The organism is Streptomyces sp. NPDC023527 (assembly GCF_055560115.1).
The window spans coordinates 409,286-425,419 of sequence record NZ_JBVHJJ010000004.1; the positions used below are offsets into that span (position 1 = coordinate 409,286).

A 16,134-nucleotide genomic window follows, 5' to 3' on the forward strand; every position below is an offset into this window, starting at 1 on the left:
CACCCCTCTCCTGCTCTCCCCTACTCTCCCCCGAAGATGAACTCGACCCCGCGCACGGCCTCCACGTCCCCTGGGGCGGAGGCCCCGGGGGACGGGTCGTCGCCCTCTCCCTTGCACCGCCGCATCAGTCTCCGGACGAGCCGCACCATCTCGGTCGGCTCGAACGGCTTCGCCAGGAACGCGTCGACGCCGGCGGACCGGCCGCTGTCGACCTCGAGCTGGGTGCACGCGCTGATGATCGCGATCGGTATGTCACGGGTCCGCGCGTCGGCCCGCAGCCGCGCGGCCGTATGCAGCCCGTCGAGCCGGGGCATGACGACGTCCAGGGTCACCACGTCGGGACGTACGCGATGCACGATCTCCAGGCACTCGGCACCATCGGCCGCGGTCACGACCTCGAAACCTTCAAGTTCGAGGTTGACCCTGATCAGCTGCCGGATGACCTTGTTGTCGTCGACGACAAGGACCCGGCCGGACAAGCCAGGCACACCCCGAGAGTAAGCGCGCCCGCCACGCTGCGTCCGGGTTTTCCCCACTTCCACCCCGTGCGGGCGAGCTTTCCCCGACACCCCCCGGGACCCCCACGCCCTGCGCCACTCCCCCGACCCCACCACCAGCCCGAATACCGTTGCGGCGCACCCTTCCGGAGCTGGTAGTGTTCTACCCGTCACCGCGACAAGCGGCCGACACGCCCCCGTAGCTCAGGGGATAGAGCAACGGCCTCCGGAGCCGTGTGCGCAGGTTCGAATCCTGCCGGGGGCACTTCGCAGGAAGTGCCCGAAGACCCCGCCATCAGCGGTAACGCTGAGAGCGGGGTCTTGGCGTATGTGGGCTCCCCTGGCGGAGCGTTCCGTGTTCTTCGGGCGCCCATACCGCCTGGCCGCTCGCGGCTCGGCCCCCGCGGCCGCGGATCGTGGAAGCCGCGGGCCGACCGCTCGCGTCACCCCCTGCCGGGAGCACGCCGGCCAAGCCGCCCCGCCCCAGTTGCCTCACCCGTTACCCCTCCATCGATCGCTCGTGCGGGGTAGGGTGCCGCCGTCGGGGGCGGGCGTGTGTTCGTGGTTCGTCAAGTCTGGCCATGTGCTGCCTAATTGATTGAACGTCAATACAGGAAGTTGGCCGTCGTATGAGGTTCCGGCGGGGGGCCGGGGAGCGGGTTGATCCGCATCCTGCTCGGGATGATCTGCCGTTGCGGGCCGTGCTCGAGGATGCCTCGATGGGGCGGTGGGACGGGCCGCGGGATCTGCTCGCCGCGACCGGGCGGGACTGGGACCGGCGGATCTTCCGGCTCCAGGTGCTGGCGCGGGCCGGGGCGCGGTTGCGGTTCGCCGATACGTGGGTGCGGGCCGAGCCGCGGTCGGCGGACGCGTTGGCGCTGCTCGCGCATGTGCAGGCCCTGCGTTCCATGGTCAGCGGGGCGGGCGCCGGGCGCGGGGAGATGGAGCGGGCCTGGGCCACCTGTCTGGCCGTCGCCGACGCCGAGCCCGCCGACCCCTCCCCCTGGGTCGTCCTGCTCGCCCTCATCCGCGTCCACGCCCCGGGGCGGAAGGTCCTGCGGCAGGTCTGGGCCGAGGTGGTGCAGCGCGATCCGTACAACCGCGAGGCGCATCTGGAAGTCCTCACGTATCTCTTCTCGCGCAACCACGGCTCCGGCGCCGAGATGTACCACTGGGCCCAGGAGCGGGCCGACACCGCGCCCAAGGGGCAGCCCATCGCCGTGCTGCCGCTGGTGGCCCTCGCGGAGTCCCACCGGCACCGGATGGAGACCGAGGCCGGTACGTACGGGCTCAGCATCCACCCGTGGATCGACTGCCCGCACCTCGACCAGGTGCTGGACAGCTGGTGGCGCCACCGGCCCCCGCGCCCGCACGCCCAGTTCATGGACGACGCCAACTACCTCGCCCACGCCCTGTCGTTCGCCGGGCGGCACGCCGAGGCGTACGAGGTGTTCCAGGCCATCGGGCCGTACGCCTCCGATGTCCCCTGGTCCTACTGCGGGGACGCCCGGGAGATCTTCCTGCGGCATCGGGAGTGGGCCCTCCGGGCCGTCCGCCACAAGTGAAACCACACGTAAAAAACGAATACCGAACCGAGTACCGCCGCACATTCCCTTGCCGTCATCCCACGAGAAAGAGAATCGCGTGCCACTCGATGTCCCCGGCGTCTCCGACGAGGAGCGCCTCCAACAGCTCGGCTACACCCAGGTCCTGGCCCGGCGCATGTCCGGGTTCGCCAACTTCGCGGTGTCGTTCACCATCATCTCCGTCCTCTCCGGCTGCATGACGATGTACGGGTTCGGCATGCGCACCGGCGGGCCGGCGATGCTCACCTGGGGCTGGGTGGTCGTCGGCGCGATGACCCTGGTCGTGGGGCTGGCGATGGCGGAGGTGTGCTCCTCGTACCCGACCTCCGCGGGGCTGTACTTCTGGGCGCACCAGATGGCCCCGGAGCGGTCGCGGGCGGCGTGGGCCTGGTTCACCGGGTGGTTCAACGTGCTGGGGCAGGTCGCGGTGACCGCCGGGATCGACTTCGGGGCGGCGTCGTTCCTCAACGCCTATCTGGATCTCCAGTTCGGCTTCGCCGCCACCCCCGGCCACACCATCGCGCTCTTCGGCGCCGTGCTCGTGCTGCACGCCGTGCTGAACACCTTCGGCGTCCGACTGGTGGCGTTCCTGAACTCGGTGAGCGTGTGGTGGCACCTGATCGGTGTGGTGCTCATCGTCGGGGCCCTGCTCCTGGTGCCCGGCCACCACCAGTCCACGTCCTTCGTCTTCTCCCACTTCGTCAACGACACCGGCTGGAGCTCGGGGCTGTACGTGGGGCTGCTGTCGCTGCTGGTCGCGCAGTACACCTTCACCGGCTACGACGCCTCCGCGCACATGACCGAGGAGACGAACGACGCCGCCGTGGCCGGTCCGCGCGGGATCGTCCGGTCGATCTGGGTGTCGTGGATCGCGGGGTTCGTGCTGCTGGCGGGGCTGACGTACGCCATCCAGGACTGGACCGGCTCGGTCGGCACCGCGACGAACGTGCCCCCCGCGCAGATCTTCATGGACGCGCTCGGCGCCTCGGCCGGGAAACTGCTGCTGCTCGTCGTGATCGTCGCCCAGCTCTTCTGCGGGATGGCCTCGGTCACCGCCAACTCCCGGATGATCTACGCCTTCTCCCGCGACGGCGCACTGCCCTTCTCGCGCGTCTGGCACCGGATCAACCCGCAGACGCGCACGCCCACCAACGCCGTCTGGCTGGCCGCCGGCGGCGCGTTCGTCCTCGGCCTGCCCTACCTGATCAACTCCACGGCGTACGCGGCCGTCACCTCCATCGCCACGATCGGCCTCTACCTCGCCTACGCCGCCCCGACGCTGCTGCGGCTGCGCAAGGGCGACTCCTTCGAACGCGGGCCCTGGCACCTGGGGCGCTGGTCGAAGCCGATCGGGATCGTGGCCATCTCCTGGGTCGCGCTGATCACGGTGCTGTTCATGCTGCCGCAGTCCAGCCCCGTCACCGTGGACACGTTCAATTACGCGCCGATCGCCGTCGTGGCCGTGCTCGGCTTCGCCGGGGTCTGGTGGCTGGCCTCCGCCCGCCGCTGGTTCCTCAACCCCCACCACCCCCGTAACACCGCTCAGCTCCGGGAGCCCGCCGTCGCCGCGCCGGCCGACGAGATGTTCCGCTGGTAGAGCCATAGGGCCACGTGGTGGAGCCATGGAGCCACGCGGAAGGGCCCGCCCCCGGTGTTCGGGTGGCGGGCCCGTCGTAGCGCCTGGGTGTCAGATCTTCGGGTAGGCGAACGCGTAGCCCTGTTCCTTCATCCAGGGCAGCAGTTCCTCCAGGGCCGCCACGGTCTGGCCGCGGTTGCCGCCGCCGTCGTGGAAGAGGACCGTGGGGCCCTCCTTCAGTCCGCGTTTGACCGACTCGACGATGCGCGCCGAGCCGGGGTTCTGCCAGTCGTGGGTGTCGACGCTCCAGCCGAGCGGCCGCATCCCGTGGGAGGCCGCGACCTCCCGGCTGTACGGGGTGAACGCGCCGCCCGGAGCACGGTAGTACCGGACGTCGACGCCCGGGCCGGCCGCGTCCTGGATCATCTTCAGCGCGTCGAGCACCTGCTGCTTCTGGTAGGACTCGGAGCGCTTGTCCATGGCCGTGTTGTGGTCGACGGAGTGGTCGCAGAGCCGGTGCCCGGCCGCGACGACCTTCTTGACGAGGGCGGGGTACTCCTTCGCCCGGGAACCGATGACGCAGAAGGTGGCCTTGGCGTCGTTCTTCTTCAGTACGTCCAGCACCTTCTCCGTCCAGCCCGGCTCGGGACCGTCGTCGATGGTGAGGTTGACCACCTTGCCCGCGCTCTCGCTCTCGTGCGAGATCTCGGCGGATACGCGGGGCGGCGGGGTGCTGCTCCCGCCGGACGCCCCCGAGGGACCGGGCTCCGTAGCCCCCGGCTTCCCCTTGCCGTCACCGCCGCTCCGCCCCGCCTGTTGGTTCTGCCGTGGTGCCCCCGAGTCCTCCGTGGCCATGGCCACGCAACCCTGTATCGTCGCGACGAGTGCCAGAATCGATGCCGCCGCGATCGCGATACGCCGCCTACGGGTGGTCGATCGTGCCATGAACGTCCCCTCCCTCGATGAGAGTTGTCCGGGCCCCCGCGTAGCTATGCGCCCGCTCTCATGCGCACGTACTTCTGGGTGCACCCGAAGACGTCCATGACGAAGGGAAGGTTCCAAGGCGGCGCGAGACGTTCCGCGATACGTGACAGGTGTTGTTGATGGGGCGTCAGCCCACTCTCCGCCGCCCCCGTCGACCCTCCCGCCCCCACGCTCTCACCCCTCCCGGAGGCCCTCCTCGATCACCTCCGCCACCTCCGCCTTCCGTGCCGCCTCCTCCGCCGCGAAGCGCTCCGCGTCCAGCTTCTCGGCGGCTTCCTCGTCCTGGGCCATGAGCAGGTCGAGGCCGGCGTCGCCCAGCTCCAGGACGCCCATGTCGACGTACGCCCGCTGGAGGCGCTCGCCCCACAGGCCGATGTCCTTCACGCACGGGACGATGCGGCTGAACAGCAGCTTGCGGAAGAGCTGGAGGTACTCGGCGCCCTCGCTGAGCTCGGCGGCCTCGGCGGCGGGGATGCCGAAGTCGGTCAGCACCACCTCGCCGCGCAGCCGGTCGCGCATCAGGTAGCACCCCTCGATGACGAACTCCTCGCGCTCGCGCAGCTCCGCGTCGCTCAGCTCGCGGTAGTAGTCGCGCAGCGCCATGCGCCCGAAGGCGACGTGGCGGGCCTCGTCCTGCATGACGTACGCCAGGATCTGCCGGGGCAGCGGCTTGTCGGTGGTGTCGCGCAGCATGCCGAAGGCGGCCAGGGCGAGACCTTCGATGAGGACCTGCATACCGAGGTAGGGCATGTCCCAGCGGGAGTCGCGCAGGGTGTCGCCGAGCAGCGACTGGAGGTTGTCGTCGATCGGGTAGGTCAGCTGGATCTTCTCGCGCAGGAAGCGTTCGAAGATCTCGGTGTGCCGGGCCTCGTCCATGGTCTGGGTGGCGGAGTAGAACTTCGCGTCCAGGTCGGGTACGGACTCCACGATGCGGGCCGCGCAGACCATCGCGCCCTGTTCACCGTGGAGGAACTGGCTGAACTGCCAGGAGGCGAAGAGGCGGCGCAGCTCGCCCTTGTCGCGCTCGGACATCCGGTTCCAGTAGGGCGTGCCGTAGAGGGTGAGGTTCTCGTCGGGGACGCCGAGGGGGTCGTACGGGTCGACGGGCAGGTCCCAGTCGATGCGGGTGACGGCGTCCCACTGCTTGTCCTTGCCCTTTTGGTAGAGGGACAGCAGCCGGTCGCGGCCCTGGTCGTACTGCCAGCTGAAGCGGGCGGCGCCGGTGGCCGGTACCTCCCAGCCGCGCTCGGCGGGGTCGTGCTCACCGGGGTCGTGCGCGGAGAACGTGCGCGTCGTCATGACGCCTCCTGTCCCTCACTGTCCTGCATGTGCCGTTCGCGCCCTGACAGTTGGCAGGCTCACACGACGGTCGTCATCGGGTCAATGCGGGGGTACGGGTGTTCCCCCAGGGGATTGACGGGCTTGCTGACAAGTAGTCTCATAATCTCGTACCGCGGGTAACCCCATCAATGAGGTGTCCTCAGCCATGACCCCTGTGACCACCGAGAACGCCGGCACGGCCGGACTCCGGGACGCGCTCGGCCTGCTCAAGGACCGTGAGAAGGTCGCCGAGCGGCTGCTGGAGTCCTCGGCCAAGCACTCCTTCGACCCGGACACCGAGCTGGACTGGGACGCCCCGCTCGAAGAGGGCAAGTGGTTCTGGCCACCGGAGCTGCTCTCCCTCTACGACACCCCGCTGTGGCGGCGGATGACGGAGGAACAGCGCCTCGAACTGTCCCGCCACGAGGCCGCCTCGCTCGCCTCGCTCGGCATCTGGTTCGAGATCATCCTCATGCAGCTGCTGGTCCGGCACATCTACGACAAGCCCATGACCGGCGCGCACGTCCGCTACGCCCTCACCGAGATCGCCGACGAGTGCCGGCACTCGAAGATGTTCGCCCGGATGATCCACAAGTCCGACGCGCCGACGTACCCGGTCTCCGGCCTCCACCACAACCTCGCCCGCGTCCTCAAGACCGTCTCCACCACGCCCGGTTCCTTCGCCTGCACCCTCCTCGGCGAGGAGATCCTCGACTACATGCAGCGGCTGACCTTCCCGGACGAGCGGATCCAGCCCCTCGTCCGCGGCGTCACCCGCATCCACGTGGTGGAGGAGGCACGCCACGTGCGGTACGCGCGGGAGGAGCTGCGCCGTCAGATGGTGAACTGCCCGCGTTGGGAGAGAGGGCTCACCCGGCTCAGCGCCGGTGAGGCGGCCCGCGTCTTCTCCATCGCCTTCGTCAATCCGGCCGTCTACACGAACGTCGGCCTCGACCGCCGCGAGGCCGTGGCCCAGGTGAAGGCGAGCGGCCACCGCCGCGACGTGATGCAGGCGGGCGCCAAGCGGCTCACCGACTTCCTGGACGACATCGGGCTCATGCGGGGCGCGGGCCGGCGGCTGTGGCGCAGCTCCGGGCTGCTCGCCTGACCCGTCACCGCCCGTCCGAACCGGCCGTTCCGCACCGTGCCGGGTTGTCCCGCCTGTTTCCGGCCGGTCGCCGCCGGGCGGTTACGCTGCGGTGCATGAACGGCAGCGGAACGGCCCCGGCAGCACCGACTCCGTCCCCCCGCGCCGGCTACCGCAGGCTCGGCGTCGAGGAGCGCCGCACCCAGCTGATCGCCGCCGCGCTGACGCTCTTCGCGCACCGCGCCCCCGAGGAGATCTCCCTCGACGACGTCGCGGCCGCGGCCGCGGTGTCCCGGCCGCTGGTGTACCGCTATTTCCCCGGTGGCAAGCCCCAGCTCTACGAGGCCGCGCTGCGCAGCGCGGCCGACGACCTCCAGCTGTGCTTCGCCGAGCCGCAGACCGGCCCCCTCACCGGCCGGCTGTCCGCCGCCCTCGACCGCTATCTGGCCTTCGTCGACGAGCACGACGCCGGCTTCAGCGCGCTGCTCCAGGGCGGCAGCGTCGCCGAGACCTCCCGTACGGGCGCGATCGTGGACGAGGTGCGGCGGGCGGCCGCCGCGCAGATCCTCAAGCACCTGGGCGTGCCGGAGCCCCGGCCCCGGCTGCGGATGATGGTCCGTACGTGGATCACGGCCGTGGAGGCGGCGTCGCTGATCTGGCTGGACGAGGGCAAGCAGCCGCCGGTGGCCGAGCTGCGCGACTGGCTGGTCGACCACTTCACGGCCCTGCTCACCGCCACGGCGGCCGGTGACGAGCAGACCGCCGAGGCCGCCCGGGCGGCGCTCGCCCTGGAACCGGCGGACGGGCCGGTGGGGCGGCTGGCGCGGAGGGTGGCGCCGGTCGTGGCGGGAGCGGGGCACCTGCTGCGGGCCGAGGAGGCCGAGGACGCCGGTGAGGTCGGCACGCCCGCCGAGGCCGACGTGGCGATGGAGACGGGCCGGGCTACGGACGTGGACGCGGCCCGTATCTGACGGAGACTGGTGGGGTGAGAAGCGAAAATACGCCTTTTGAGGGCGGTCCCCTGGACGGGCGCGTACTGCCGGTACTCCTGGGCGTCACCGGACACCCCCCGAAGACCTACGAGGTCCCCGTGCCGGCCGAGTCCGGCGGGGCTCCCACCGTGCATGTCTACCGGCGGGTCCAGGCGGGCACGACCCGGCGGCTGGGGCTGCCGAGGGGCTGGAAGTACGTGTACGACCCGGAGGGCGCGCCGGGCGACGGCAGGCTCAAGTGGCCATGGACGCGTCCCGGGGCGTGACGCCCACGCGGAGGCGCGTGTCGGATAACGGGCGCCCCTCCGAACGGGTGATGAAAGACCACCCAAGGAGTGAGCGGATTAGGCGAATTCGCCCATACCCACTGCCATGAGCGCGACCGGCCGTGCCAGGATCCTCCGTGGGCAAACGATCACGTCACCACCCCGGAGGTGAGTCCGTGCCAGGACGGTTCGTGCGTTCTGTCCGCACGGCGGCGCTGGTGGCCGGCGCCGTGTCGCTCGTGCTGCCGGCGCCCCCGGCGTCGGCGGCCCCCGCCGACCCGCCCGACCAGCCCGTCAGCGCCCTCCTCGCCCGGCTCCAGGCCCTCTACCGCAAGGCCGAGGAGGCCACGGAGAGCTACAACGCGACCGAGGAGAAGCTCAAGAGACAGCGCGGCCGGGTCACCGAGATCGACCACGACCTCGCCGCCGCCCGGACCGCGCTCTCCGACAGCCGCGACGCCGCCGGTCGGCTCGCCCGCGAGCAGTACCAGGGCACCAGCGGCGTCCTCTCCCCCTCCATGGGCTTCCTGCTCAGCCGGGACCCCGAGCACGCCCTCGACCTCGGCCACCAGCTGAACCACGCGGCCGGTCAGCGCGCCGCGACGCTCGGCCGCCTCGCCGTCAACGTCAAGCGGCGCGAGGAGCTCGCCACCAAGGCGCGCGACGCCCTCACGGTGCGGGAGGCGCTCGCCGCCAAGCAGAAGAAGGAACGCGACGCCGTACGCAAGAGCCTGGCCCAGGTCGAGCGGATGCTGGCGTCCCTGAGCGGCGCACAACTCGCCGAGCTGTGGAAGCTGGAGCAGCGCTACATATCCCGGGCCCAGCGCGAGCTGCTCGACTCCGGCCGGCTCGGCGGCGCCGGCGCGCCCTCCGAGGCGGGCGGCAAGGCGCTGGCGTACGCGTACGAGCAGATAGGCAAGCCCTACGTCTGGGGCGCGGAGGGGCCGAACTCCTTCGACTGCTCCGGCCTCACCTCGCAGGCGTGGGCCCACGCGGGCGACGCCATCCCGCGCACGAGCCAGGAGCAGTGGAGGTCGCTGCCGAAGGTCCCCCTGAACCGGCTGCGCCCCGGTGACCTGGTCGTCTACTTCCAGGGCGCCACCCATGTGGCGCTCTACATCGGCAACGGCCTGGTCATCCAGGCACCCCGGCCGGGCGCGTATGTGAAGGTCTCGCCGATCGCGGCGAACCCGCTGCTGGGCGCCGTCCGCCCGGACGCGGGCCGGGCGCCGCAGCGCGGCTATGTGCCGCCGAGACTCCCGGACGGCGCCGCGGACGGCCCGGACACCGGCTACGGACCGGCGGCCGCGCCCACCAGGACATGAGCGCCGGCCCCGTCCCGCTCACCCCGCCGCCTCGGCCGCCACCTCCGCCAGATACGCGGCCGTCCGCTCCGGTTCGTAGAAGAAGCCCTCGAAGTCCGACGGGTCGTCGAAGCCGCGCGCCATGCGGTCGGCGATCGGCTGGAGGCCGGCGGCCGCGCCCATGAGCTCCATGACATGCGCGGCGGGCGGCGCGAGCATCGCGTTGGTCCATCGGGTGGTGTGCCGCGCCCGTTCCCAGTGGCGGTCGAAGGTCGTCGTCATCCACTCCTCGTCGAAGGGCAGCTCGCCGCGCTCGGTGATCGAGGCGAGGTAGGAAGCCGCGCACTTGGCGGCCGAGTTGGCGCCCTGGACGGTCAGCGGGTCGTCGGCGACGACGCTGTCGCCCATGCCGAGGACCAGGCCGCCCGACGGCAGCCGCCCCACCGGCCGGCGGACGGTGGGGGCGTAGCCGCCGGCGAGGGTGGCGCCCGCGTCGGTCAACTCGACATCGGTGGCGCGCGCGTACTCCCACGGCACGAACCGCTCCAGCAGCTCCAGCGTCGTCGCCAGGTGCTCGCTCGGGCTCCGCAGACCGGCGAAGACGTCGAGCGGCCCGCCGGGCACGCTCTCCCAGAAGAGGATGTCGGCGCGGCCGGACAGGGTGAGCGTCGGGACGACGAGGAACTCGCCGACGCCGGGCACGAGATTGCAGCGCACGGCCTCGGACTGCGGGTGCTCGGGGCGCGGCCCGAGCCCGTGCACATACGCCACCGCCAGGGCGCGCTGCGGTGTGGCGTACGGGGAGCGGGCGGGGTCCCGGCCGAAGAGCTCCGCGAGTTCGCCCTTGCCCGCCGCGACGAGCACGAGGTCGTAGCGGCTCACGAGGAAGTCCAGGTCGGAGACCGTCGCGCCGTGGATGACGAGCCGGCCGCCCCGGTCGGCGAAGGCGTCCAGCCAGCCGGCCAGCTTCAGCCGCTGGTCGACCGAGCGGGCGCAGCCGTCGAGCCGGCCCACCCAGTCGATCGCGCGGCGGCCGCCGTCCGGCCCGTCGGCCGGGCCGGCCACCGAGACGCCGACGCCCTCGATGCGCGGGGCGGCGCCGGCCCACTGGTCGAGGCCCAGGGCACGTTCGTGCCGCAGCGCCGTGGGAAAGAGGCACTGCGCGGACGTCACCCGGCCGGAACGTATCTCCTCGGAGGTGCGGTGCGACATCAGGGTCACGTCGTACCCCTGACCCTGGAGTCCGAGGGCGAGCTGGAGTCCGGCCTGGCCGGCTCCGACGATGAGGATGCGCCGCACGGGGCCGCTCCTCCTCCTGTAGGTCTCATCCGGGTGTGGCGTCGAGGGCCCGGCCGACGAGGATCAGCAGGGTGTCGACGACCGCGATGCGTCTGCGGGCGTCCATGGTCACGAGCGGCACCTGCCGGGGCAGGGAGAGCGCCTCGCGCACCTCTTCCCCTTCGTAGCGTTCGGTGCCCTCGAAGTGGTTCACGGCGACGATGTAGGGCAGGCCGGAGGTCTCGAAGTAGTCGAGCGCCGGGAAGCACTCCTCCAGCCGCCGGGTGTCGGCCATGACGACCGCGCCGATCGCGCCGCGGACGAGGTCGTCCCACATGAACCAGAATCGTTTCTGGCCAGGTGTGCCGAAGAGGTACAGCACGAGGTCGGCGTCGAGGGTGATCCGGCCGAAGTCCATGGCGACGGTGGTCGTCGCCTTCTCCGGGGTGGCGGAGACGTCGTCCACGGGCTCGGCCGCGGTCGTCATGACCGCCTCGGTCCGCAGCGGCGTGATCTCGGAGACGGCACCGACGAAGGTCGTCTTGCCGACGCCGAAGCCACCGGCCACGACGATCTTCGTGGCGTGCGGCGCGCGCATCGGGTCGGCCTGCCAGCCGTGGGCGCCGCCCTCGTCGTGGTCCGGGGCCGGCGCGTCGCACACGGCCAGGGCCGTCGTCTCGGTGCCGGTGTCAGAGCCTGTGGAGTCCACCTCGCACCCTTTCGAGGAGTGCCCGGTCGGGCCGGCCGGTGCCGTGCGCGGTGTCGAAGACGCGGATGCTGCCCTGGTCGGCCAGTTCGAGCAGCAGCAGCCGGGCCACGCCGAGCGGCATCTTCAGCAGCGCGGCGACCTCGGCGACCGTGCGCAGCCGACGGCACAGCTCCACGACGGCGCGTGCCTCGGGCATGACCTTCGCGGTGAGACCACCGGCGGCCGGGGCGCGCTTCTCGCCGCCCGCCGGCTCGGCGCCGGCGTCGGCCGCGGCCACGAAGGTCTCGACGAGCAGCACCCCGCGCCGGCGCGGGCGACTGCCGTTGACCGAGTACGGGCGGACGCGCGCCGGCTTGGGGCGGAGCGCGGCGCGGTTCATTCGACCGCCTCCGCCGTCTGGCGCAGCTCCCTGCGCAGGGAGGGGGTGAGGACGTGGCCGGCCCGGCCGACGAAGAGGGCCATGTGGTAGGCGACGACGCTCATGTCGCACTCGGGCGCGGCGTGCACGCCCAGCAGGGAGCCGTCGCTGATGGTCATCACGAAGAGGCTGCCCTCCTCCATCGCGACCATGGTCTGCTTGACGAAGCCGCCGTCCATCAGGCAGGCGGCGCCCGTCGTCAGGCTGCCCAGGCCGGCCACGATGGTGGCGAGGTCGCCGGTCGAGCCACGGGGTCCGGCGTGCCGGTCGGCGCCGGTGTACGGGGACCGTTCGGGGTCGGAGGAGAGCAGCAGCAGGCCGTCGGAGGAGACCACGGCCACCGACCGGATGCCGGGGACCTCCTCGACCAGACCGGACAACAGCCAGTGGAGATTGCGGGCTTCATGGCTCAGCCCGAACACGGCGGGGCCGGCGGGGGTGACGGGGGTCGCCCCCCGGGAAATCGCAGTCAACCGCGTGCCTCCTCGACAGTGCCGCCCGTGGCCGGCAACCCCGCTTGGTTCCGATCAGTGTCGCGTCCGGCCGCCTCCGCCTCGGCGGCCCGCCGTCCCTCGGTCGCGCCCCGCTGGAACCCCGACAGCTTGCGCCGCAGGGCCTCCGCGTCGACGCCCTTGCGCACCGGCGGCGGGGCGGGCGACTGCGGCACGGCCTTCGGTGTGCGCTTGGGCAGGCCGTTGCCGACGACCGCGCCGCCGGGCCGCGACGGGCGGGCGTGGCGGCCCACGGCGGAGCCCGGCGCGCCGGGCGGACCGGTGACCCGTATCGGGCTGCCGGAGGGCGGGTCGGCGGGATGTACGGGCGGGGGCGCGGGGATGGCCCGTACGTCGGCCGTGCGGCGCGGACGGCCCGGCAGGGCGTGGGAGTTGGCCTCGGCGATCGAGCCCGGCAGGTGGACCGGTGACGCCGCGGCGGCGCCGGGCACCGGCGGGGTGTCGGCGAGGCCGGTGACGGTCGGCGAGCCGTCCGCCAGGACCGGCAGGGGCAGGACGACGACCGCGGCGGTCCCGCCGGTCATCTGCTCGCGCAGCTGGACCCGCACCCCGTGGCGGCCGGCGAGCCGTGCGACCACGTACAGGCCGAGGCCGCGGCCCGGTTCGCCCTGCTGCTCGGGGTGGCCGCTCCGGTCGGTGCGACCCGGCGCGCCCGGGGCCGGCGGGCCCTCCGGGTCGGGGTCGGCCAGCAGGGCGTTGAGCTCCGCGAGCCGGTCGGTGGCGACGCCGATGCCCTCGTCCTGGACGGAGAGCACGATCTCGCCGCTCTCCAGCGCCCAGCCGGAGAGCTGCACATGGGAGTCGGCCGGGGAGAACGCCGTGGCGTTCTCCAGGAGTTCGGCGATCAGGTGGCTCACGTCGTCCGAGGCGTATCCGGCGAGGCGGGCGTGCGGCGGCAGGGACTGGATGCGCACCCTCTGATACCGCTCGATCTCGCCCGCGGACGCCCGCAGGACGTCCAGCAGCGGTACGGGGTCGACGCGGCCCGTGCCGCTCTCGGTGCCGGCGATGGCCAGGAGGTTCTCGCTGTTGCGGCGCATGCGGGTGGCGAGGTGGTCGAGCGTGAAGAGGGTCTCCAGGCGCTCGGGGTCGGTCTCGTGGGCCTCCAGGCCCTCGATGACGGCCAATTGCCGCTCGACCAGGCCGAGGGTGCGCATCGAGAGGCCGACGAGGAGGCCGTGCGACCGCCCGGCGCGGCCGTCCTCGGGCCCGGCCACCGGCTCGGCGAGCTCGTGGGCCAGCCGGTCGGTGAGCTCCTGGTGGCGGTCGCGCAACGCTTCGCGCTCCTCGGCGAGGATCTGCCGGGACGCCACGAGGCGGGTGCGCTCGCCTTCGAGGACGGCGATGCGCTCCTGCTGGCGGTGGGCGGTGTCCCGCAGGACGTTGACGGCGCGCACGATCTCGGCGATCTCGTCGTCGCGGCCGGTCAGGGAGACGGGCTGTTCCGACGCCGGGTCGGTGCAGACGCGGCGGGCGCCGAGCCGCAGCCTGTCGAGTGGCCGGGTGAGGGAGCGGCTCGTCCCGACGCCGACGCCGAGCGTGATCAGCAGGCACAGGGCGGTGGCCGCGCCGCGCAGCTCCACGTCCGTGCGGGCGTCCTCGCGCAGCCGCAGCAGGCGTCGCGCCTCGTCGGCCACGAGGACGGATTCGACGCCGCGCATCCGGTCGAGGCGGGCGGTGAGCTCGGCGCGTACGGGCTTGGCGGACTGCTCGGCGAGGTCGGCGGCGCTCGGCTGGGCGCGGGCGAGGCGGGCGAGGCGGCTCTCGGCGGCGGTGACCTCGGCTCCACCGACCCTCTCGGCGTAGGTGTCGCGGGCGTCGGCGCCGGCGAGCCGGCGGAAGTCGGCGAGGGCGTCCTGCTCGCGCAGGGCGGTGCGCTGGGCGGCGGCGGCGAGCTCGGACTGGCCGCCGTGCGCGGCGAGGGCGCCGAGGTAAAGGGCCCGGGTGGCGGACGCCTCCTCGACGGCGCGGCCCAGCGGCAGCAGGGCCGCCGGGCCGCCGCCGGCCGGGCCCGTGGTGACCGCCGGGCCCGCGGCGGTGTCGGCCGCGTCGTGCAGCGCCCGCACGGTGCCGGTGTAGGCGGTGAAGGCGGCCAGGGCGTCGCCGGTGCCGGTGAGGGCCTGGTCGCGCGTCTCGGGGACCGCGTCGAGCAGGCGGCGCACGGAGGCGGGCGCGGTGGAGCGGTACTCCTCGATCTGCCGGTCCACGCGGGCGCGTTGGTCCTCGGACAGGGCGGCCGCCGCGCCGCCGGAGCGGCCGGCCGCCACGTACCGCGTCAGGGCGTCGCGCTCGTCCGCGAGGGCGTGGGCGAGGCCGAGGGCCGGGCCGGCGTCCTCGGTGAGGGCCACGAGCCGCTGGGCGTCGGACAGTTCGCGGGTGGCGTCCACGACGCCGAGGGCACCCGCCCCGAGAACCGTGAGGGCGGTGACCGCGACCGAGGCGGTCAGCCGGTTACGTACGCGGGCGGTGCGCTCTCGCACCACCGTGGACCGCTGCTCTCGCTCGCCGCCCCCAAGCCGCTTCTTCCGCACCGGTGCTCTCAATCTTCTCTCGTCCCACCCCTGGTACTGATTTGACCCTTTCAGCACCTCTGCGGGGCAGGTGCCCTTCGACCACCCGGCCACTCGAAGGAGTGAACATCAATTTGAAATTGACCAACGACATATGCCATGGGTCGCATTCGGGCCGATCAGTACGTCACTTCAAGAACGCCGGGGCCGCCGTCAGGATGCGCGCCCGCACACGTAGATTTCCGACATCCGGCACACTGACCTCATGCGCATCGAACTCGCCACCCAACCGGGGGAACCGCACCACCCGAACGAGGACTTCGTGTCCGTGGCGCTGCCGGCCTCGGGCCGGGGTGGCGCGCTGGTCCTGCTGGACGGGGTGACCCCGCCACCCTCGGGCGACACGGGGTGTACGCACGGCGTTCCATGGTTCACCGCCCAGTTGGGCGGCGCGCTGCTCGAACTGGCCGCGTCCCGGCGCGATCTGACACTGGCGCGGTGCCTGTCCGAGGCCGTCTCGCGGACGGCATCGGCCCATCGCGACACCTGCGACCTCACCCACCGCCGCACCCCGCAGGCCACGGTCGTCGCGGCGCGCTGGGACGACGAGGTCGTGGAACACCTGGTGCTCTCCGACTCCGCCCTGCTCGTCGAGGGCCGGGACGGCACGGTCACGGCCGTCCTGGACGACCGCATCGACCGGCTGGCCGCGCTGGGCCCGGTCACGGACGCGCAGCGCAACGCGGAGGGCGGCTTCTTCACGGCCGCGGCGGATCCGGCGGTCGCCGGGCGCGCGGTGACGGGTGCGCTCGCGCGGGCGGAGGTACGGGCGCTGGCGGCGCTCACGGACGGGGCGGGGCGGTGGGTGGAGGTGTTCCGGGAGGGGGACTGGGGCGCGTGTTTCGCGGTGCTGGGCAAGGAGGGGCCGCGGGGGTTGATCGACCGGGTCCGCGAGCGAGAGACCGCCGCCGGGGCCGGCCGGGGGAAGCGGCACGACGACGCGGCGGTGGTTTACGCGGAGCTCTGACGGGCGGCCCTCTCGGGGCTCCGCCCCGGCCCCCGGTCCTCAATCGCCGGACGGGCTGATTTCGGCCC

At 72.6% G+C, this 16,134-nt stretch carries 15 protein-coding genes and 1 tRNA gene; 8 read left to right on the forward strand and 8 right to left on the reverse strand.

Annotation, left to right across the window (positions count from 1 at the left end; all coding sequences use genetic code 11):
* Nucleotides 1–20: 20 nt before the first annotated feature.
* Complete coding sequence (locus tag ACZ303_RS10970; protein WP_467337484.1) at nucleotides 21–479, reverse strand: response regulator; 459 nt, start codon at nucleotides 477–479, stop codon at nucleotides 21–23.
* A 211-nt stretch (nucleotides 480–690) separates the two neighbouring features.
* Here ACZ303_RS10970 and ACZ303_RS10975 point away from each other — a divergent pair.
* The 3 genes from ACZ303_RS10975 to ACZ303_RS10985 all read left to right on the forward strand — a co-directional run bounded on the left by ACZ303_RS10975 (nucleotide 691) and on the right by ACZ303_RS10985 (nucleotide 3,680).
* Nucleotides 691–762: transfer RNA gene (locus ACZ303_RS10975), tRNA-Arg, on the forward strand.
* A 454-nt stretch (nucleotides 763–1,216) separates the two neighbouring features.
* Nucleotides 1,217–2,062, forward strand: a complete 846-nt coding sequence (locus tag ACZ303_RS10980; RefSeq protein ID WP_467337346.1) for a hypothetical protein — start codon at nucleotides 1,217–1,219, stop codon at nucleotides 2,060–2,062.
* A gap of 79 nt (nucleotides 2,063–2,141) precedes the next feature.
* Complete coding sequence (locus ACZ303_RS10985; RefSeq protein ID WP_467337348.1) at nucleotides 2,142–3,680, forward strand: amino acid permease; 1,539 nt, start codon at nucleotides 2,142–2,144, stop codon at nucleotides 3,678–3,680.
* A gap of 90 nt (nucleotides 3,681–3,770) precedes the next feature.
* Here the strand turns inward: ACZ303_RS10985 and ACZ303_RS10990 are convergent, their stop codons facing one another.
* Nucleotides 3,771–4,604 (reverse strand): polysaccharide deacetylase family protein, encoded by an 834-nt coding sequence (locus ACZ303_RS10990; RefSeq protein WP_467337350.1) that lies wholly within the window; start codon nucleotides 4,602–4,604, stop codon nucleotides 3,771–3,773.
* A gap of 213 nt (nucleotides 4,605–4,817) precedes the next feature.
* Nucleotides 4,818–5,942 (reverse strand): ferritin-like domain-containing protein, encoded by a 1,125-nt coding sequence (locus ACZ303_RS10995; protein ID WP_467337352.1) that lies wholly within the window; start codon nucleotides 5,940–5,942, stop codon nucleotides 4,818–4,820.
* Nucleotides 5,943–6,129: 187 nt separating this feature from the next.
* Here ACZ303_RS10995 and ACZ303_RS11000 point away from each other — a divergent pair, with 187 nt between their 5' ends.
* The 4 genes from ACZ303_RS11000 (at nucleotide 6,130) to ACZ303_RS11015 (ending at nucleotide 9,633) form a co-directional block, all read left to right on the forward strand.
* Entirely contained in the window at nucleotides 6,130–7,071 is a 942-nt protein-coding gene (locus ACZ303_RS11000) for an AurF N-oxygenase family protein (protein WP_467337354.1), read from the forward strand.
* 95 nt (nucleotides 7,072–7,166) lie between these two features.
* Complete coding sequence (locus ACZ303_RS11005; RefSeq protein WP_467337356.1) at nucleotides 7,167–8,021, forward strand: TetR/AcrR family transcriptional regulator; 855 nt, start codon at nucleotides 7,167–7,169, stop codon at nucleotides 8,019–8,021.
* A gap of 14 nt (nucleotides 8,022–8,035) precedes the next feature.
* Nucleotides 8,036–8,308 carry a hypothetical protein gene (locus ACZ303_RS11010; protein ID WP_467337358.1) on the forward strand — a complete coding sequence of 91 codons (273 nt, stop codon included), beginning with the start codon at nucleotides 8,036–8,038 and terminating at the stop codon, nucleotides 8,306–8,308.
* Between the two features lie 191 nt (nucleotides 8,309–8,499).
* A complete protein-coding gene (locus ACZ303_RS11015) occupies nucleotides 8,500–9,633 on the forward strand; it encodes a C40 family peptidase (protein WP_467337360.1) in 1,134 nt (377 codons plus the stop codon).
* Between the two features lie 18 nt (nucleotides 9,634–9,651).
* Here the strand turns inward: ACZ303_RS11015 and ACZ303_RS11020 are convergent, their stop codons facing one another.
* The 5 genes from ACZ303_RS11020 to ACZ303_RS11040 all read right to left on the reverse strand — a co-directional run bounded on the left by ACZ303_RS11020 (nucleotide 9,652) and on the right by ACZ303_RS11040 (nucleotide 15,009).
* Nucleotides 9,652–10,911: a styrene monooxygenase/indole monooxygenase family protein gene (locus ACZ303_RS11020; RefSeq protein WP_467337362.1), complete on the reverse strand. Its 1,260-nt coding sequence runs from the start codon at nucleotides 10,909–10,911 to the stop codon at nucleotides 9,652–9,654.
* Between the two features lie 25 nt (nucleotides 10,912–10,936).
* Nucleotides 10,937–11,488, reverse strand: a complete 552-nt coding sequence (locus ACZ303_RS11025; RefSeq protein WP_467337486.1) for a GTP-binding protein — start codon at nucleotides 11,486–11,488, stop codon at nucleotides 10,937–10,939.
* A gap of 91 nt (nucleotides 11,489–11,579) precedes the next feature.
* Nucleotides 11,580–11,978: a DUF742 domain-containing protein gene (locus ACZ303_RS11030; RefSeq protein ID WP_467337364.1), complete on the reverse strand. Its 399-nt coding sequence runs from the start codon at nucleotides 11,976–11,978 to the stop codon at nucleotides 11,580–11,582.
* Nucleotides 11,975–12,490, reverse strand: coding sequence for a roadblock/LC7 domain-containing protein (locus ACZ303_RS11035; protein ID WP_467337366.1), 516 nt, complete (start codon nucleotides 12,488–12,490; stop codon nucleotides 11,975–11,977). Before ACZ303_RS11035 ends, ACZ303_RS11030 begins: the two co-directional genes overlap by 4 nt.
* A complete protein-coding gene (locus tag ACZ303_RS11040) occupies nucleotides 12,487–15,009 on the reverse strand; it encodes a sensor histidine kinase (RefSeq protein WP_467337368.1) in 2,523 nt (840 codons plus the stop codon). Before ACZ303_RS11040 ends, ACZ303_RS11035 begins: the two co-directional genes overlap by 4 nt.
* 295 nt (nucleotides 15,010–15,304) lie before the next feature.
* Between ACZ303_RS11040 and ACZ303_RS11045 the strand changes: the two genes are divergently transcribed.
* Nucleotides 15,305–16,066: a protein phosphatase 2C domain-containing protein gene (locus ACZ303_RS11045; protein ID WP_467337370.1), complete on the forward strand. Its 762-nt coding sequence runs from the start codon at nucleotides 15,305–15,307 to the stop codon at nucleotides 16,064–16,066.
* The last annotated feature ends 68 nt before the right edge of the window (nucleotides 16,067–16,134 follow it).